The 16877-nt window shown below is 73.9% G+C and carries 14 protein-coding genes; 8 read left to right on the plus strand and 6 right to left on the minus strand.

Annotation, left to right across the window (positions count from 1 at the left end; genetic code table 11):
* Nucleotides 1–176: 176 nt before the first annotated feature.
* The 3 genes from ACF08F_RS36090 to ligA form a co-directional block, all read right to left on the minus strand.
* The gene (locus tag ACF08F_RS36090) at nucleotides 177–1799 is read right to left on the minus strand and encodes an MFS transporter (RefSeq protein WP_392302776.1); all 1623 of its coding nucleotides are present in this window, start codon (nucleotides 1797–1799) and stop codon (nucleotides 177–179) included.
* Between the two features lie 154 nt (nucleotides 1800–1953).
* Nucleotides 1954–2664, minus strand: a complete 711-nt coding sequence (locus ACF08F_RS36095) for a TetR/AcrR family transcriptional regulator (RefSeq protein WP_392302777.1) — start codon at nucleotides 2662–2664, stop codon at nucleotides 1954–1956.
* Between the two features lie 105 nt (nucleotides 2665–2769).
* Nucleotides 2770–4845, minus strand: coding sequence for an NAD-dependent DNA ligase LigA (gene ligA / locus ACF08F_RS36100; RefSeq protein WP_392302778.1), 2076 nt, complete (start codon nucleotides 4843–4845; stop codon nucleotides 2770–2772).
* Nucleotides 4846–5065: 220 nt separating this feature from the next.
* Between ligA and rox the strand changes: the two genes are divergently transcribed.
* From rox to ACF08F_RS36120, 4 genes are all read left to right on the plus strand, one after another.
* Nucleotides 5066–6496, plus strand: coding sequence for a rifampin monooxygenase (gene rox, locus ACF08F_RS36105; RefSeq protein WP_392302779.1), 1431 nt, complete (start codon nucleotides 5066–5068; stop codon nucleotides 6494–6496).
* A 292-nt stretch (nucleotides 6497–6788) separates the two neighbouring features.
* Complete coding sequence (locus ACF08F_RS36110) at nucleotides 6789–7442, plus strand: LuxR C-terminal-related transcriptional regulator (RefSeq protein WP_392302780.1); 654 nt, start codon at nucleotides 6789–6791, stop codon at nucleotides 7440–7442.
* Nucleotides 7442–8110, plus strand: a complete 669-nt coding sequence (locus ACF08F_RS36115) for a DUF4255 domain-containing protein (protein ID WP_392302781.1) — start codon at nucleotides 7442–7444, stop codon at nucleotides 8108–8110. Before ACF08F_RS36110 ends, ACF08F_RS36115 begins: the two co-directional genes overlap by 1 nt.
* Nucleotides 8111–8114: 4 nt before the next feature.
* Nucleotides 8115–10115, plus strand: coding sequence for an AAA family ATPase (locus tag ACF08F_RS36120; protein ID WP_392302782.1), 2001 nt, complete (start codon nucleotides 8115–8117; stop codon nucleotides 10113–10115).
* Between the two features lie 112 nt (nucleotides 10116–10227).
* Here ACF08F_RS36120 and ACF08F_RS36125 read toward each other — a convergent pair whose 3' ends face one another.
* On the minus strand, nucleotides 10228–11928 hold the full coding sequence (locus tag ACF08F_RS36125; protein ID WP_392302783.1) for a hydrolase: 1701 nt from the start codon (nucleotides 11926–11928) through the stop codon (nucleotides 10228–10230).
* 216 nt (nucleotides 11929–12144) lie between these two features.
* Between ACF08F_RS36125 and ACF08F_RS36130 the strand changes: the two genes are divergently transcribed.
* The 4 genes from ACF08F_RS36130 (at nucleotide 12145) to ACF08F_RS36145 (ending at nucleotide 14823) form a co-directional block, all read left to right on the plus strand.
* Nucleotides 12145–13725, plus strand: coding sequence for a phage tail sheath subtilisin-like domain-containing protein (locus ACF08F_RS36130; protein ID WP_392302784.1), 1581 nt, complete (start codon nucleotides 12145–12147; stop codon nucleotides 13723–13725).
* A gap of 86 nt (nucleotides 13726–13811) precedes the next feature.
* Nucleotides 13812–14255, plus strand: a complete 444-nt coding sequence (locus ACF08F_RS36135) for a phage tail protein (protein WP_392302785.1) — start codon at nucleotides 13812–13814, stop codon at nucleotides 14253–14255.
* Entirely contained in the window at nucleotides 14255–14674 is a 420-nt protein-coding gene (locus ACF08F_RS36140) for a hypothetical protein (RefSeq protein WP_392302786.1), read from the plus strand. Before ACF08F_RS36135 ends, ACF08F_RS36140 begins: the two co-directional genes overlap by 1 nt.
* A complete protein-coding gene (locus ACF08F_RS36145) occupies nucleotides 14671–14823 on the plus strand; it encodes a DUF6760 family protein (RefSeq protein ID WP_017242135.1) in 153 nt (50 codons plus the stop codon). The genes ACF08F_RS36140 and ACF08F_RS36145 overlap by 4 nt, the downstream gene beginning before the upstream one ends.
* A 702-nt stretch (nucleotides 14824–15525) precedes the next feature.
* Here the strand turns inward: ACF08F_RS36145 and ACF08F_RS36150 are convergent.
* Nucleotides 15526–16251, minus strand: a complete 726-nt coding sequence (locus ACF08F_RS36150) for a hypothetical protein (RefSeq protein WP_392302787.1) — start codon at nucleotides 16249–16251, stop codon at nucleotides 15526–15528.
* A 276-nt stretch (nucleotides 16252–16527) separates the two neighbouring features.
* A complete protein-coding gene (locus tag ACF08F_RS36155; protein WP_392302788.1) occupies nucleotides 16528–16656 on the minus strand; it encodes a hypothetical protein in 129 nt (42 codons plus the stop codon).
* Between the last annotated feature and the right edge of the window lie 221 nt (nucleotides 16657–16877).

Genomic DNA, 16877 nt, shown 5'->3' on the forward strand with positions numbered 1-16877 from the left:
TAGGGCGTGTTGCGAAAGTAGCGCCGGCCGCCCGAAGGGCGGGCCCGACGGCGTCTGGTGCGTGCGATCGCAAGGCGGAGGGTCACCCCGATACTCGATGTATCGGGGCGATCCCGACAACGCGGCGAGCGTGCGTGCCAGGCGCCGTCGGGCAGGCGGGACTTTCGCAACACGCCCTAGGCGACGTCGACGCGCTCGGCGGTTCCCGCCGTGGCCCGGGCCGCCGCCTCGGCCGAGGGCCGGTCGCGCTCGGCGCGGCGGCGGCCGGGCAGGACGACGAGGACGATCGCCGTGCCGACGGCCATGATGATCCCGCCGACGAGGCTCGTGGCGGAGACGCCGTGGGCGAACGACTCGTGCACCGCTCCGACGAGGGCCTGGGCCTGCTGGGGTCCGGCGGCCGGGTCCTGGGCGACCCGTTCGGCGACGGCGAGACCGGCGCCCACCGAGTCCTGCGCCGTGTGGAGCGCGGCGGCGGGAAGGCGGTTGCCGACCAGGTCGGCGAGTTCGTCCCGGTAGGCCGTACCGAGCAGGGAGCCGAGGACCGCGATGCCGAGGGACCCGCCGAGCTCCAGCGCGGTGTCGTTCGCCCCGCCGCCGACGCCGAGCTCCGATTCGGGGAAGGAGCTCATGATGGTGTCCGTGGCGGGCGAGACGCTGAGGCCGATCGCCAGGCCCAGCATCGCCATCGGTGCGAGGAAGTCGGTGTACGTGGAGCCCGTGTCGATCCGGGTGAGGAGCAGGACACCGGCCGTGCCGATCACCATCCCGGCCACGACCGTGACCTTCATGCCCAGCTTCGCGGTCAGCCGCCCGGTAGCCGCGGCGCCGACGAAGACGGCTCCGGCCAGCGGCAGGAGCCGGACACCGGTCTCCAGAGCTCCGTGGCCGAGGACGAACTGCAGGAACTGCGTCGCGTAGTAGATCGCGCCGAAGGTCCCGAAGAAGAAGAACAGCACGGCCAGCATCGAGCCGCTGAAGGGGCGCATCCGGAACTTGCGGACGTCGAGCATCGGGTGCGGGTGCCGCAGCTCCCACCACACGAAGGCCGGCAGGGCCACGGCCGCCACCACGGCGGCGGTGACCGGGCCCGCGCCCCAGCCGAAGTGCGGGCCCTCGATGGTCGCGTACACCAGGGCGCCGACGGAGACGATGGACAGCAGCCCGCCCACGTAGTCGATCCGCCCCATGCCCCGGGCCTTCGACGGCGGGACCAGGAAGAGGGCGCCGGCGACGGCGAGGACGGCGACGGGGACGTTGATCAGGAAGGTCGAGCCCCAGGCGTGGTCCTCCAGGAGCCGGCCCGCGACCAGCGGGCCGACGGCGATGGCCAGTCCCGAGGTGGCGGTCCAGGCCGTGATGGCCCGGGTGCGCTCGCCGCGGGGGAAGATCGCGACCAGCAGGGAGAGCGTCGCCGGCATGACGACGGCGGCGCCGACGCCCATGATCGCGCGGGCCAGAATGACGGAGGAGGTCCCGTCGGCGAGGCTGCCCAGCACGGAGCCGGCCGCGAAGACGACCAGGCCCGTGACGAGCGCGCCCCGGCGGCTGTACTTGTCGCCGATCGCGCCGAGCACCAGCATCAGCGCCGCGTAGGGGACGGTGTAGCCGTCGATGACCCACTGCAGATCGCTGCTGCTCAGGCCGAGGTCGCGGGTCATGTCCGGCGCCGCCACGATCAGCGAGGTGTTCGCCATGACGACGATCAGCAGGCTCAGGCACAGGACGAGCAGGGCCCACCAGCGTCGCGCGTACGGCCCGTCCATCTTCTCGACGGGCGTGTTGATGAAGGGGGGCATGAGGGGGGCTCCTAGCGGCACGAGTTAATTGCCCATTGATGTGCAGGCTAGGTTATTGCCCATGGGTGTGCAAATAGCGGGAGCGGTCCGGAGACGACTCTGCCCCGGCGGTGTGCGCCGGGGCAGGGTCGGGAAGGAGCTGATCGGAGAGGGGTCAATCGGCGGGGAACGCCTCCGGGCCGTCCCCCTCCGGAACGGACGTCTTCGGAAGGGCCGTCTCCGGGAGGGCCGTCTCCGGGGGAGTCACCTCCGGGGCGACCTCGCCTACCACGCGGCGCGCCGTGTCCTCGCGTACGCCCGCGGCGACGAGTACGGCGACGGCGACCGGCGTCCCCTCGTCCCCCAGGTCCCCCGTGTTGACCGCCTCCAGGAGCGCGACCGTCATGGCCTCCAGCCCGGCGCTCAGGACGGCGGGCGGGAGGTGCCCGGGGAAGACCCCGTCCCGCTGGCCCCGCTCCAGGATGGTGGTGACCTCCGCGCGGGCGGGGGCCAGGATCTCTGCGACGCGCTCGACGCCCAGGTCGCGGCGGGCCAGCGCAAGGAGCATCCGGTACCGGTCCCCCACGGGCCACATCGAGAGCACGAAGTGCGCGAGCGACCGCTCGGCTGGTTCGTCCGGCCTCGCCCCCGCGGTCAGCGCCCCGCGCAGCGCCTCCGAGGCCTCCTCGGCGAGCGCCTCCAGCAGGGCCTCGCGCCCGGGGAAGTGCCCGAAGAGCGTGCGCCGTACGACTCCCGAGGCACGGGCCAGCTCCTCCAGCGTGATGTCCGGGTTCCGCCCCAGCTCCCGCCGCGCCGTGGCCAGGATGCGCGCCCGGTTGGACCGCGCGTTGCGGCGCAGCGGCTGGCGGGCGGCGGGCTTGGTCACGTGAACCTCGGCGGGTCGGTGCGGAGTACGACCACGAGCGGGTCGCGCGGGCGCAGGGAAGCGTCTCATTCTGGCATGTGCGCCCGGACCGTCCGGTGGCGCGGATCAGTCCAGATAAGCGGCCGTGAGCGCGGCGAACTCCTCCGGCGTGAGGACCTCCACGCCGAGCTCCTGGGCCTTGACGGCCTTCGAGCTCGGCTTGCCGTTGGCGGAGGGAGCGGCGACCAGGTAGGTGGTCCGGGAGTTGACGCCGCTGCCCACGCGCCCGCCCGCCTTCTCGATCAGCGCGCCCATCTCGGAGCGTCCCCAGCCGTCGAGCGGTCCGCTCATCCTGCCCGTGACGACCACGGTCTTCCCGGTGAGCGGCCCTTCCTCGGCCTCCTCGGACGTCTGCTCCTGGGGCTCGGTCATGGTGACGCCGGCCGCGATGAGCTTGTCGATCACCGGGGCGAGCGCGGCGACCTGCTCGACGATGATCGGGGCCTTCTCCGGGCCGATGCCCTCGACGTCCTGCAGGACCGCCGCGTCGGCCGTGCGAATGGCCTCCATCGTGCCGAAGTGCGCGGCGATCCGGCGGGACATGCGGCGCCCGGTGCCCGGTATGCCGAGCGCGCAGAAGACCCGGCTGAGGGGGCGGGACCTGGCGAGCTCGATCTGCTCGGCGAGCTTCGCCCCGCGCTTGGCGCTGCCGGAGGCGGCGGTGAGCTGCTCCTCGGTGAGGGTGAACAGGTCGGCGACATCACGCACGTCGCCGGAGGCGATCAGCGCGTCGACGTACTTCTTGCCGAGGCCGTCGATGTCGAGGACGTCGCGCCCGGCGACGTACTCGACGAGCGGGGCCAGCGCGCAGGCGGTGCCCTTCGCGCAGCGCCACCGCTCCTGGCTCCTGTCGACGTCCCCCGCGCAGTGCGGGCACCGCTCCGGCAGGGGGACCGGGGTGGCGTCCTCCGGGCGGAGCTCGACGACGGCGGCCTCGACGCGCGGGATGATGTCGCCGGCCTTGTGGACCGTGACGGTGTCGCCGATGTGGAGGTCGCGGCGGAGGATGTCGGCGGGGTTGTGCAGGGTCGCGCGGGTGACCGTGGAGCCGTCGAGCTCCACCGGGGCGAGGATCGCGGTGGGCGCGAGCACGCCCGTACGGCCGACGTCCCAGACGACGTCCAGCAGCACGGTCTGCCGCTCGACCGCCGGGAGCTTGTAGGCGATGGCCCAGTACGGGAAGCGGCTGCCGAAGCCGACCGCCGCCTGTTCGGCGGCGCTGTCGGCCTTGATGACGACGCCGTCGATGCCGAAGGGCAGGCCGGCGCGGAGTGCCGCGATGGCGTCGACCTTCTCGCGGGCCTCGTCGAGCGTGGCGACCACGTGCAGTCCGGCCGGGCTGTCCGCCGTCGTCCGCACACCTGCGCGCGCCACGGCGGCGAGCGTCTCGGCGTGGGTGGCCCCGGCGGGGAGGAACGTCTCGCCGTCCAGGTCGACCGCGCCGTACGCCCAGAACGTCATGGGCAGGCGGTACGGGCGGTCCTTGGCGCGCAGGGTGCCCGCGGCCCCGTTGCGCGGGTTCGCGAAGACGGCGCCGCCGTGCGCGGTCCGCACCTCGTTGGCGTGCTCGAACTGCTGCTGGGTGAAGAGGACTTCGCCCCGGGCCTCGAAGGTCGCGGGGACCGGCAGCTGCTCGGGCAGGCCCTCGATGGTGCCGATGACGTGGCTGACGTCCTCGCCCCGGGCGCCGTCGCCACGGGTGATGATCTGGACGAGCCGTCCGTCGCGGTAGCGGGCGGCGACGGCCGCGCCGTCCATCTTCGGCTCGACGGTGAAGCCCCCCGCCGGCTCGTGGCCCAGGCGGCGGCCGAGCGACGCTCCCCAGGCCGCCAGCTCCTCGGGCGTGAAGACGTTGTCCAGGCTGAGCAGGCGGGTGGTGTGCGCGACGTCGCCGTCGGGGGCGGCTCCGTCGGCGACCTGACCGGTCGGCGTGTCCGCCGCGACCGCCTCGGGATGGTCCGCCTCCCAGGCGGTCACCGCCAGCCGCAGCCGGTCGTAGGTGACGTCGTCCATGAGGCTGTAGCCCGCGCCGTAGTACGTGCGGGACGCCTCGCGCAGGCGCTCGACGGCGGCCTCGTACGCGGCTCGGTCGGCGGTGCCGGACATGCTGAGGAACGCCTCATCGGCGGAAGGGATCGTCATGAGGATCATCCTTGCGCACACCACTGACAACGCCCGGTGCGCGAGGAGCGCGAGCGCGACCCGGCCCGGGACGCGGCGGCGGAAACGACGAAGGCGAGGAGTGCACGCTCTCCTCGCCTTCGTCAAGGTATAGCCCACAGGGGGACTTGCGGCAAGGCCCCGGGGATGACGCAGAATCAGCGATCTCAGCCACGACCTGCGGAAACGGGGAAGAATCCTGATGGTGCCCGACGTGATCATCGCCGGCGGCGGACCGACCGGACTGATGCTGGCCGCCGAACTCCGGCTGCACGGTGTGCGGACGGTCGTCCTGGAACGGCTGACCGAGCCGACGCTCCAGCAGCGTGCGCGCGGCATCCACGCGCGCACCGTCGAGGTGATGGACCAGCGCGGCCTGCTCGACCGGTTCCGCGCTGTCGGCGAACCGTTCTCGGTCGGCGCCCTGTTCTCCGCCCTCACCAAGCCATGGCCGGAGACAGCCGACACGGCCCACCCGTACGGGCTGCTGCTCCCGCAGACGGAGACCGAGCGGCTGCTGACCGAGCACGCCGTGGAACTCGGCGCCGAGATACGGCGCGGCTGCGAGCTGGTCGGGCTCGGCCAGGACGAGGACGGGGTGACCGCCGAACTCTCCGACGGGTCCCGGCTGCGGGCCCGCTACCTCGTGGGCTGCGACGGCGGCCGCAGCACGGTCCGCAAGCTCCTCGGCGTCGGTTTCCCCGGCGAGCCCGCCAGGAACGAGACGCTGCTCGGCGAGATGCGGCTCGCCGAGGACCCGGCGACCGTCGCCGAGGTCACGGCACGGATCCGCACGACCAACGTCCGGTTCGGCACGATCCCGAACGCGGACGGCACCTACCGGGTGATCGTGCCCGCCGCGGACGTGAGCGAGGACCGGCCGGCCACGCCGACCATGGAGGAGTTCACCGAGCGTCTCCGGGAGGTCGCCGGAACCGACTTCGGCGCACACGCGCCGCACTGGCTCTCCCGGTTCGGCGACGCGAGCCGCCTCGCGGAGCGGTACCGGGTCGGCCGGGTGCTCCTGGCCGGCGACGCCGCCCACATCCACCCGCCGACCGGCGGGCAGGGCCTCAACCTCGGCGTGCAGGACGCGTTCAACCTCGGCTGGAAGCTGGCCGCCGAGGTGAACGGCTGGGCGCCCGAGGGCCTCCTCGACAGCTACCACGCCGAGCGGCACCCGGAAGGCGAGCGCGTGCTGACCAGCACCCTCGCGCAGGGCGTGCTCCTGGAGGACGGGCCGGGCGCGAAGGCGCTGCGCGAACTGTTCTCGAAGCTCCTGGACTTCGAGGAGGTCAACCGGTACGTCACCGAGTCGATCACCGCGGTCGGCGTCCGCTACGACCTCGGCCAGGGCCACGAACTGATCGGTCGGCGACTGCGGGACCTGCGGCTGAAGCAGGGCCGCCTGTACGAGCTGATGCGCACCGGTCGCGGGCTGCTCCTGGACCGGACCGGCGGGCTGTCGGTGGAGGGGTGGGCGGACCGGGTCGACCACGTCGTCGACGCCACCGCGGAACTCGACGCGCCCGCCGTGCTGCTGAGGCCGGACGGGCATGTCGCCTGGGTGGGCGCGGAGCAGCGGGACCTGGCCGGCCTCCTGCCGAAGTGGTTCGGCGCGGCCGCCCGTTGAGCGGTGACCGTCCCACGTGACGCGAGCCACACGCCAGAAGGGATGGCAGGCCCCCGGACGCGGGGTCCGATCGGCGGCAGCGGAACGTTAGTGCGACGTGAGCAGTGCCGAAGAGACTGTGAGGGACCACGCTGGCCGGTGATCCGGCCACGCTCCAGCTCGACACAGGGGGCCCCACCATGCGCGCCGACCAGCGGCCGCGAGACACCCGCCTGCCCTTTTCAAACGCCGTCCCCGGGTGCCCGACCCCACCCGGACCGTCACGGCGAGCGGGAAAGGGCAGGTAGCCGGAGTGCTCAACACGCGGGTGACGGTGACCGTCCACGCATCCGATCCGCTCAGCAGGGCCGGGCTCATCAGCCACCTGCGGCATCAGCCGACCGTCGACTTCGTCCCCGAACCGGACGACGGCGGGGACCGCGCCTGCCCGGCGGTGGCCGTGATGCTCGCCGACCGGATCGACGAACCCACCACGGCCGAACTGCGGCGCCTGCTGCGCGGAAGGGACCAGCGCGTGGTCCTCGTCGCCCGGGAGCTGCGCGAGCCCGACCTGCTCGCGGTGGTCGAGTACGGGGTGCGCGCCATCATCTGGCGGCACCAGGCCACCGAGCAGCGGCTGCTGAGCGCCGTGCACAGCGCGGCCCGTGGGGAGGGGGAGCTGCCGCCGGACCTCGTCAGCCGGCTCCTCAACCAGGTGGGGCGGCTCCAACGCGCGACCACGACAGGGGCGGCCACCGGCGGGGCGGTGCCGCTCTTCGGGATGGCGCCGCGCGAGGTGGACGTCCTTCGGCTGCTCGCCGAGGGCCTGGACACCCGGCAGATCAGCGAGAAGCTCGCGTACTCCGAGCGCACCGTCAAGAACATCCTGCACGCGCTGATGACGCGTCTGCAGCTCACCAACCGGGCGCATGCCGTCGCGTACGCGCTCCGCGAAGGCTACATCTGATGATCCACGAGATCGACGGGGCGCTACGCCGTCTGCTCGCGCCGGCCGTCACGGGCGACATCGCCTTCGACGCGCCGACCCGCGAGTGGGCGGCGCGCCGCAACTCCCCCACCCTGAACGCCTATCTGTACGACATCCGGGAGGACGTGGCGCGGCGGGAGCGCGGCGCCTACCCCGAGCGGGACGCCCAGGGGATCGTGACGCGCAGACGTCAGCCGCCCCGGTGGTTCCGGCTCTCGTACCTGGTGACGGCCTGGACGGCCCGGCCGGAGGACGAACACCGGCTACTGTCCGGCGCGTTGGCGCTGCTGCTTCCCCACGAGGCGCTGACCGGCGACGCCGTGCCCGAGTCGGTGCGACCGATCACGACATCCCTTCCGCTCTCCGTCGCGGTGCCGCCCACCGAGTCGCGCTCGCTCGCGGACATCTGGTCGGCGCTCGGGGGCGAACTCAAGCCCTCGCTGGACGTCGTGGTCAGCACCCCGTTCCCGGTCACCCCCGCGTACGAGGTCGCACCGCCGGTCACCGAGGGACAGATCGTCGTCCGCGGGACCGACGGTACGCGGGGCGATTCCGGGCCCCGGATGATGCGGCGCTCGGTCACCACCACGAGCACGTCGAAGGCCGCGGCCGGCCCGAGCGGCGCGGGTGCCGAGGGCGGACGGTGACGGCGTGCTGGAGCTGATCACCGCGCTGCGCGCGCGGGTCGCGGCACTCGTGGACTCCCGCGCCGCCGGAGACCCCACGGCGGAGGACCCGCTGCGCGGCCTGTACATCACGGAGGAAACGGCACGCCGGATCGCGACGGAGCCCGTGGGCGTGGCGGAGGACGACACCGCCGCCACGCTGCCGGACCCCGGCGGGACGGACCGTCTGGCGGCGCTGGCCCGGACCTTCGGCCTGTCCGCGCTCGACGCGCACGTGCTCCTCGCGGCGCTCGCGCCCGATGTGGACCGCGGCTTCGAGGCGCTGTACGGGTACCTCAACGACGACGTGGGCCGACGCCGCGCGACCGTGGCGCTCGCCCTCGACCTCGCCGGCACCGGCCCCCTCGACCCGGCCGCCCGCGGCCGGTTCCACCCGGCGGCGCCGCTGCTCGCCGGAGGGCTGCTGGTCGTCGAGGACGAGGACCGGCCGCTCCCCGGACGGGCGCTTCGCGTACCCGAGCGCGTGGTGGCGCACCTGCTGGGCGACGACAGCCGGTTGGACGCCGAACTTCTCGGAGCTGGGGTGGAGTTGCTGCAACCGACGGGGGCAAAGGCCTACCGGCCGAAGGCGCCCGGAGCCGCTGCCGATGCGGTGACGCTCGGCGCGCGCGTCGCCGCCGCCGGGCCCGTCACCGTACACCTGCGGGAGCGCGTCCCCGGTGCCGCCACCGATTCCGTCGTGACCGCGCTGCGGGACGCCGGGCGGCCCGTACTCCGCTACCGGCCGGAGCGCGTCGACGTCACGGCGGCGCGGGCCCTGCTGCGAGAGGCCCGGCTGCGCGGGGCGGCCGTGGTCGTGGAGCCGCTGCCGACGCAACCCGGGCCGCTGATCAGGGTGTTGGCCTCGTCCGGTGCGACCGTGGTGCTCGCGGGGACCGAGGCGCCCGACCCGAGGTGGGCACCGGACGCGGAGCTGCTCGCGCTCGACGCCCCGGACGGCGCGACGGTCCCCTCCGACCTGTGGCAGCGTGAACTGGGCGTGGCGGACGTCGACTTCGACCTGGACTCCGCAACGGCCCCGTACCGCCTCAGCGGCGACCAGGTCCGCCGGGCGGCTCGCTCGGCGCGGACGCTCGCGGCCTTCGAGGGCACCGGACCGACGCTCGCCCAGGTGCAGCGCAGCGCCCGACTGGTCTCCGCGCCTCTCCTGGACAGCCACGCCCGGCGCGTCCGGCCCGCGGTCGGATTCGCCGATCTCGTGCTCCCCGAGGGGCCGTTGGGCATGCTCCACGAGCTCACCGGGCGGGCCCGCGACCGCGATCGCGTGCTCGGCGAGTGGCGACTGCGCACCGGCGGCGGGCGCGGACGGGGTGTCGTCGCGCTGTTCGCCGGCGAGTCGGGCACCGGAAAGACGTTGGGCGCCGAGGTCGTCGCGGGCGAACTTGGCCTGGACCTCTACGTGGTGGACCTCTCGTCGGTCGTCGACAAGTACATCGGCGAGACGGAGAAGAACCTGGAGCGGATCTTCGTCGAGGTCGACCGCACCGACTGCGTGCTCCTCTTCGACGAGGCGGACGCGGTGTTCGGCAAGCGCTCGGAGGTGAAGAGCTCGCACGACCGGTACGCCAACCTGGAGAGCGCCTATCTGCTCCAGCGGCTGGAGTCGTTCGCGGGGATCGCGGTGCTCACCACCAACCTCCGGGCCAACATCGACGAGGCGTTCACCCGCCGGCTCGACCTGGTCGTGGACTTCCCCTTCCCGGACGCCGCGCAGCGGGTCGCGCTCTGGCACTCCTGCCTGGCGGGCACGCCGAAGGCCGACGACCTCGGCGAGGAGATCGCGCGCTGCGCGGCGGAGTTCGAGCTCGCGGGCGGGGCGATCCGCTCGGCGGCGGTGACGGCCGGGTACCTGGCGGCGGCCCGCGGCACGGCGGTGACCGGCGCGGACGTACGGGCCGGGGCGCGGCGCGAGTACGAGAAGGCGGGCCGGCTGGTGCCGGACGCGGGCGCGCCCTGGGCGCCGTAACGCCTGCACGCTCTGAGGGAGCCATCCGGGGGGATGGCTCCCTCAGAGCGTTCCTCGTTGCCAGTTGCTACGTACTACGCGCTCCTACTTCTCGCTTCCAGCGTGCCACTCGTCAGTACACGCTGCCGCCGACCATCTTTCTGAGCGTGTCCCAGTTGACGGTCCCGGTCGCCTGCAGGCCGACGGCCGACTGGTACTGCTTGATGTGCGCGGCGACCTGGGTGCTGTACGTGCTGGTCCTGTCCCGGTCGTGCCGGAAGTGGTCGATGCCGTACTGGGCGTTGGTGCGTGCCACGGTCATGTCGCCGGAGTCGAAGCCGCGGTTGATCGCCCACCAGAAGGCCGCCATGAGCTGGGTGGTCTCCCAGGTGGTGGAGCCCGCCTTCACCGAGTCGGGTGTGATGCCCTGGGCCCACAGCGAGGTCAGGGTGGACCGGCCGAGCTCGCCCCTCGTGTCGTGGTCGAGGATCTCCCCGGAGTTCTTCCCCTTGTTCACGCTGTCCGACACGACGAGGTCCTGGTAGCAGGCGAGGGAGGCGCGGGTCTTCCCGTCGATCACTCCCCGGGTCCAACCCGAGGCGAGCTTGCAGGCGTTGCCGAGGGCGGCCAGCCGCTCCTGGGCGAACTCGACGACGATCTCCGGCGCGTCGCCGCTCCGCCACGGGGGTTCGTTCCGCACCGGGGCCGGCGGTGCCGGAGGCTGCTCGTTCCCGCCGTCGCCGCCACCCGGAGGGGGCGCGGTCGGAGCGACGCCGTCCTGCGGGGGTTGGGTCGGGTCGCCCTCGCGCGGCGCTGGTTCGGTCGGGGCGCCGCCCTCTCGTTCGTCGCCACCTCCGCCACCGCCTCCGCCGCCGACGCCTCCGCCACCGCCGTTCCCGCCGGCGTCATCGCCGGGAGGCGGCGGTGCCGCTCCGTCAGTGAAGGGCGGGGGGCCGTCGGGCGGGTTGTCACCACCGGGCGGCGGTCCTCCGTTGTCGCTGGGCGGCGGGGGTGCCTCGGGGAGCGTGTCCCCACTGCCCTGCGGAGCGGGTCTGGGCGCGTCGCTCGACCGGATCTCCTTCGCCGCGCTGACGATCTTCGGGGAGAAGTTGAACCAGAGCACGACGAAGGCGATCACGGCGGTCAGCAGGAGCCCGCCCACGATGACCAGCCAGTTCCCGAGGACGGGGCGCTGGTCGAAGGTGGCGTCGAGGTCGAGCGCGGTGTCGTCGCCGGCCCGTCGCACCGACACGGTGAAGCGGTGCGACTCCTCGGCGCCGGTCCAGCGCACGGCCTGCGGCCGCACCACGAGCTCGCCGAACGCGGCACGGCCCGGGGCGATCTGCACGGCGTTGGGCCGTACGTCGAAGGTGAGGCGGTTCGCGTCGTCGCGCGCCACGAGGGACGCGGTCAGCGGAGTGTTGCCGAGGTTGTCCACGGCGATCCGGGCCCGGCCGCGGAAGCGGCCCAGGAGCGCGGGCGGCAGCAGCTCGGCGCGCGTCTCGGTGAAGGGGGTGAGGGTCAGCCGGCCCTCCAGCACGTCGCGGGCGCCGCTGTTCTCCCGGGGATCGACGCGGATGCCGTACGCGACGGGTCCGGCCTCGACGTCCGAGGAGCGGGGCGGGGCGAACGAGATCTCGGCGGTCCCCTCGCTGCCCGGGTAGAGGCGGAGGACGTCCGGCTCCACCCGGGACCAGCCCGAGGGTTTGCCGACGATCGAAAGCCGGTACTCCTCGACGGTGTCCCCGGTGTTGCGTACCCGCAGGCGGGCGGAGGTCCGGGCCCCTGGCTCGACGGTCACATCGGCCGGGTCCAGAGAGGTCCACATGGTCATGGGCGAAGGCTAGGGGCGCGGACGGGGTGCGCGCCTGCCCGAAAGTCCCTGTTCGCGGGCACGTTCGCGTGCCCGCTCCGCCCCTCCGTCCGACCCTCCGGGAGCGGGACTTTCGGGCACGTTCTCCTGCCCCCGTGCCCGCCCGTTCACTCCTCCCGCGCGAACCCGTCGCGGAGGAGAGTCGGTGGCGACCCCACCAGCGAGGAGCAACCGACCGTGCCCACGTACCTGTCCCCCGGCGTCTACGTCGAGGAAGTCGCCAGCGGCTCCCGTCCCATCGAGGGCGTCGGGACCTCCGTCGCCGCGTTCGTCGGCCTGGCGCCCGTCGGACCGCTCGACGAACCGGTGCTCGTCACCAACTGGTCGCAGTACGTGGCCGCCTTCGGCGACTTCACGGACGGGTACTACCTCGCCCACTCCGTCTACGGGTTCTTCAACAACGGCGGCACGGCGGCCTACGTCGTGCGCGTCGGCGGCGGGGACACGCCGGGCGCCACGCAGGCCATCGCCTCCGCCGCGCCCGCCGAGCCGCAGCTCGTCGCCGGTGAGGCCGTCGGCCTCGGCGCCTTCCGGGTCGCGGCGATCACCGCCGGTTCGGAGGCGGGCGGGGCGCTCACCGTCGAGGTGCAGGACGTCGAGGGCGACGCCGAGCGCTTCAAGCTCGTCGTCAAGGACGGCGAGAAGGTCGTCGAGTCCTTCGACGCCTCCGCGAAGAAGAGCGCCCGCAACTACGTGGTGGCGCAGGTCAAGCAGCGTTCCAAGACGATCGTCCTGGAGGAGGCAGCGGCCGGCGCGCAGCTCGTACGGCCCGAGGCGCAGGCCGTGACCCTCGCCCCGCCCGCGCAGCTTCCCGCCCCGGTCGCCGCGCGCGCCGGCGGGCCCGCCGCGCTGGAGTCGGGCCGGTTCATCGGCGACTCCGCGGACCGTACCGGCTTCGGCGGGCTTGAGGCGTACGACGAGATCAACATGGTCGCCGTGCCCGACCTGATGGCCGCCTACCAGCAGGGGCTCATCGACCTGGAGCAGGTCAAGGCCGTCCAGCTCGGTCTCATCGCGCACTGCGAGCTGATGGGCGACCGGATGGCGATCCTGGACCCGCCGCCCGGCCTCAACGCCCGTGACATCCGTACCTGGCGCCAGGAGACGGCCGGTTACGACTCGCGGTACGCGGCGCTCTACTACCCGTGGATCAAGTCGTTCGACCCGGCGACCGGCCAGACCCGTACGGTTCCGCCGTCCGGCCACATGGCCGGCGTCTGGGCCCGCAACGACGCCGAGCGCGGTGTCCACAAGGCCCCCGCCAACGAGATCGTGCGCGGCGCGGTCGACCTGGAGCTCCAGATCACTCGCGGTGAGCAGGATCTGCTCAACCCGATCGGCGTGAACTGCATCCGCGCGTTCCCCGGCCGTGGGATCCGGGTGTGGGGCGCGCGGACGCTGGCGTCCGACCCGGCCTGGCGCTACCTGAACGTGCGCCGCTACTTCAACTACCTGGAGGAGTCCATCCTCGTCGGCACGCAGTGGGTCGTCTTCGAGCCCAACGACCAGTCGCTGTGGGCGCGGATCCGCCGCAACATCTCGGCGTTCCTCGTCAACGAATGGCGCCAGGGAGCCCTGTTCGGCCAGCGGGCCGAGGACGCCTTCTACGTGAAGTGCGACGCCGAGACCAACCCCCCGGAGTCGGTCGACCTCGGCCGGGTGGTCTGCGAGATCGGCATCGCGCCCGTGAAGCCGGCCGAGTTCGTCGTCTTCCGTCTCGCGCAGTTCCAGGGCGGGGGCGGCGACCTGGAGGAGTAGGCCCCGGCCTGCTCTCCTTCCCCGCCACCGCACCACTCTCTGCTCCCCCTCATACCGACACGCCACACGAACAGGAGTGATCCCGCATGTCCCTCGACACCGGCGACGCCCTCACCACCCATAATTTCGGCCTGCAGATCGACGGCGTCATGGTCGAGACCCTCCAGGAGATCAGCGGCCTCTCGATGGAGCAGGACGTCATCGAGTTCCAGCAGGTCTCGGCGGACGGCAAGCCGATGATCAAGAAGCTTCCCGGCGTGAAGAAGGCCGGCGAGTGCACGGTGACCCGCGGGGCGACGCAGTCCGCCGCCTTCACCGAGTGGATCGCGTCCTCCATCGCCGGCGACATGGGGGCGGCCCGCAAGGACGCGTCCATCATCTTCCTCGACTACCAGCTCAGCGAGGTGAAGCGCTACAACCTCCGCAACGCCTGGTGCACGAAGGTGGAGTTGGGCGCGACCAAGGCCGGCGACGCGGCGGCCCTCACCGAGCAGGTCACCATCACCTTCGAAGAGCTGACCCTCGGCTGATGCGACGCGAAGGACCGGCGGGAACCCAGCAGCACCGCCAACAGGAGCCCCTCCGCACGGAGTTCGAGTTCGAGCTGCCGCGCGGGTTCGTCGACGAGGCGGGCACGGTGCACCGCAACGGGGCGATGCGGCTGGCCACGGCGCGGGACGAACTGCTCCCGCTGCGTGACATCCGGGTCCGCGAGAACCCGGCCTACCTGTCCGTGGTGCTGCTCGGCCGGGTGATCACCCGGCTGGGCACGCTCCCGTCGGTCCACGACGGGACGGTGGAGAACATGTTCGCCTCCGACCTGGCGTTCCTCCAGGACTTCTACCGGCAGATCAACGCGGAGGGCCACACCAGGGCCGCCGTCGCCTGCCCGCACTGCGAGGAGTCCTTCGAGGTCGAACTGGCCGGGAGCCGCCTGGGGGAATCGTGACGTACGCGGTCGACCGGATCGAGGAGGAGACCGCGTACCTCGCCTTCCACTTCCACTGGGGCATGGACGACATCCTCGACCTGGAGCACGCGGACCGGCGGAGGTACGTGGCACAGGTGGCCTCGCTGGTGGAGCGGTCACAGGCGTAAGTCGCAGGCGTGGGTCACAGGCGTGAGTCACAGGCCTGAATCACAGGCGTCAGCGCGGGACGGGGAAGGGAGGTCGGAGAGGATGGGCATGTTCGGGAAGTGGCGGGCGCGGAGGTCGTCCGAGGCGGGGGCCGGTGCCGCCGCGGAGAGCGCGGCGGCGGTCGGCCCTGCCGCGGCGCCCGGGGACGCGTGGCGGGCACTGCCTCCCGTGCAGCGGGTCGTCGACTCTCCTCGCACGATCGCGGAGCACGGCTTCTCCGCGTCGCTCGCGACCCACTGGAACCCCTCCTTCCACAGCGACCTCGGCCACGGCGCGGTGCCCGACGCGCCCGGGGGCCTGCTCCTGGACGCGGTGCGACCCGTACGGCAGGAGGCGCCCCGCCCGGAGGGCACGGAGCCGCCCGAACTGCCGGGGCTGCGGCTGCCGGTCGCGGGCACGGCCGCCGTCCCGGGGCCGGACGGTGTCCGGGCCCCCCAGGCGGCGGTGCAGCGCGCGACGGCCTCCGCGGGGACGGCGAACCGGCCTCGGGTACGGGGTGTCGAGGCCTCCTCTCCGGTACGCGAGGACAGCGCGCCGCGCACGACCGGGCGCGGGTCCGCCCCCCGACCGGCGACCGCGTCCGGCGCGTCGGCCGTGCCGTCCGTGCCTTCGCCTTCCGGTGCCGCCTCGGCCTCGTCGGCCCCGTCGGGTCCCCGCGCGGTTCAGCGGGCCGCAGGACCCGTCGGCGCTCCCGTACCGGCGACGACCGGGCAGTCCGTGCCCCAGGCCGGGACCGTCGTGCCGACGGTCGCCGCGGTCCCGGCTCCGGCGACGCCGGCAGCCGGTGCCACGCACCCAGGAGCCGTCCGGCCCGCGCCCGTCCGGCGCTCGCCGCTCGTCTCCGCGCGGCCCGTGCAGCCGCCCCGGCAGCTGGCCCCGGCCGCCGCGGTCCGGCACGGCGGCACGGCGACGCCGGGCACGGCGCCCGTCCAGCGTGCGGCAGCCCCTTCGCGTACGCCCGAGGGCGGATCCACCGCGCCGGCAGGGGCGCCGCCGACCGCCGCACCCGGGGCTTCGGCTCCCGTGCGGCCCCAGAACGTCCCGGGCTCCGCTCCCCCCGCGGGGCCCGGGACACCCTCCACGCCGGACGGCCCGCCCTCCGCTCCGGTGCAGCGCCGTCCTCCCGTACGACGCTCCCGCCGCGCCCCGGGCGCCGACTGGAGCACGACGGCGCCGCCCCCGGCGCCCGCGCCGAGCGCCGCGCCGGTCGTGCCCGTGGCCCCCGCGCCCCCGGCCGCCGAGGCCTCCCGCACGAACCCGCCGGCCCGTACGACCCCGGCCGCACCGGCACGCCCGTCGGCCGAGGCGCCCCGCGCCACCCCGGCGGCCCCGCGGACCCCCGCCGCCGCGCCTCCCGTCGTCCAGCGCGCCGCCGCCGATACGCCCACGCGCCCTGCGACCGAAGTACCGCACACGAGCACGGTGGTCACTCCGGCCCGGGCGACGACTCCCACCCCACCCGGACGCGCCGCCGTCGTGCAGCGCACCGCCACCGAGGCGCACGTACCTCCGGCAGCACCCTCGCGCACCGAGGCGGAGCCGACGCGCCCGAGCCCGGCATCCGCACCGACGCCTGCCACCACCACGCCGACCGCCGCACAGGCGCCACCGCCGGCACCCGCACGTCCGTCGAACGAGCCGACGCGCCCGGTCCCGGCAGCACCTCAGACCCCGACCACCACCACGTCGACCGCCGCACAGGCACGCCCGGCGACGCCCGCACGCCCCTCGGCCGAGCCGACCCGCCAGAGCCCGGTGACGCCGCCGACCGCTGTCACCCCGGCACCGGTCACCCCGGCACCTCCCGCCGTGCAGCGCGCCGCCGCCGACGCGCCGGCGCGTCCGGCTGCCGAAGTACCGCCCACGCGCCCGACGCCCCCTGTCCGGCCCGGACTCGGGACCCCGTCCCAGCGTTCCGCGCCGGACGCGCCCGCGCCCGCGCCTCGGGCGAATCCGGCTGCGCGACGGTCCCCGATCGGTGCGCCGATCACGCCTGCGTCCACGAGCCCTGAAT

The organism is Streptomyces sp. NPDC015130 (genome assembly GCF_043080005.1).
Classification (GTDB): Bacteria; Actinomycetota; Actinomycetes; order Streptomycetales; family Streptomycetaceae; genus Streptomyces.

Bases quoted from the DNA above. Each gene is read 5' to 3' on its own strand.
- ACF08F_RS36090 (WP_392302776.1), bottom strand. From the start codon at position 1,799: ATGCCCCCCTTCATCAACACGCCCGTCGAGAAGATGGACGGGCCGTAC.
- ligA (WP_392302778.1), bottom strand. From the start codon at position 4,845: ATGACGATCCCTTCCGCCGATGAGGCGTTCCTCAGCATGTCCGGCACC.
- rox (WP_392302779.1), top strand. From the start codon at position 5,066: ATGGTGCCCGACGTGATCATCGCCGGCGGCGGACCGACCGGACTGATG.
- ACF08F_RS36115 (WP_392302781.1), top strand. From the start codon at position 7,442: ATGATCCACGAGATCGACGGGGCGCTACGCCGTCTGCTCGCGCCGGCC.
- ACF08F_RS36125 (WP_392302783.1), bottom strand. From the start codon at position 11,928: ATGACCATGTGGACCTCTCTGGACCCGGCCGATGTGACCGTCGAGCCA.
- ACF08F_RS36135 (WP_392302785.1), top strand. From the start codon at position 13,812: ATGTCCCTCGACACCGGCGACGCCCTCACCACCCATAATTTCGGCCTG.
- ACF08F_RS36140 (WP_392302786.1), top strand. From the start codon at position 14,255: ATGCGACGCGAAGGACCGGCGGGAACCCAGCAGCACCGCCAACAGGAG.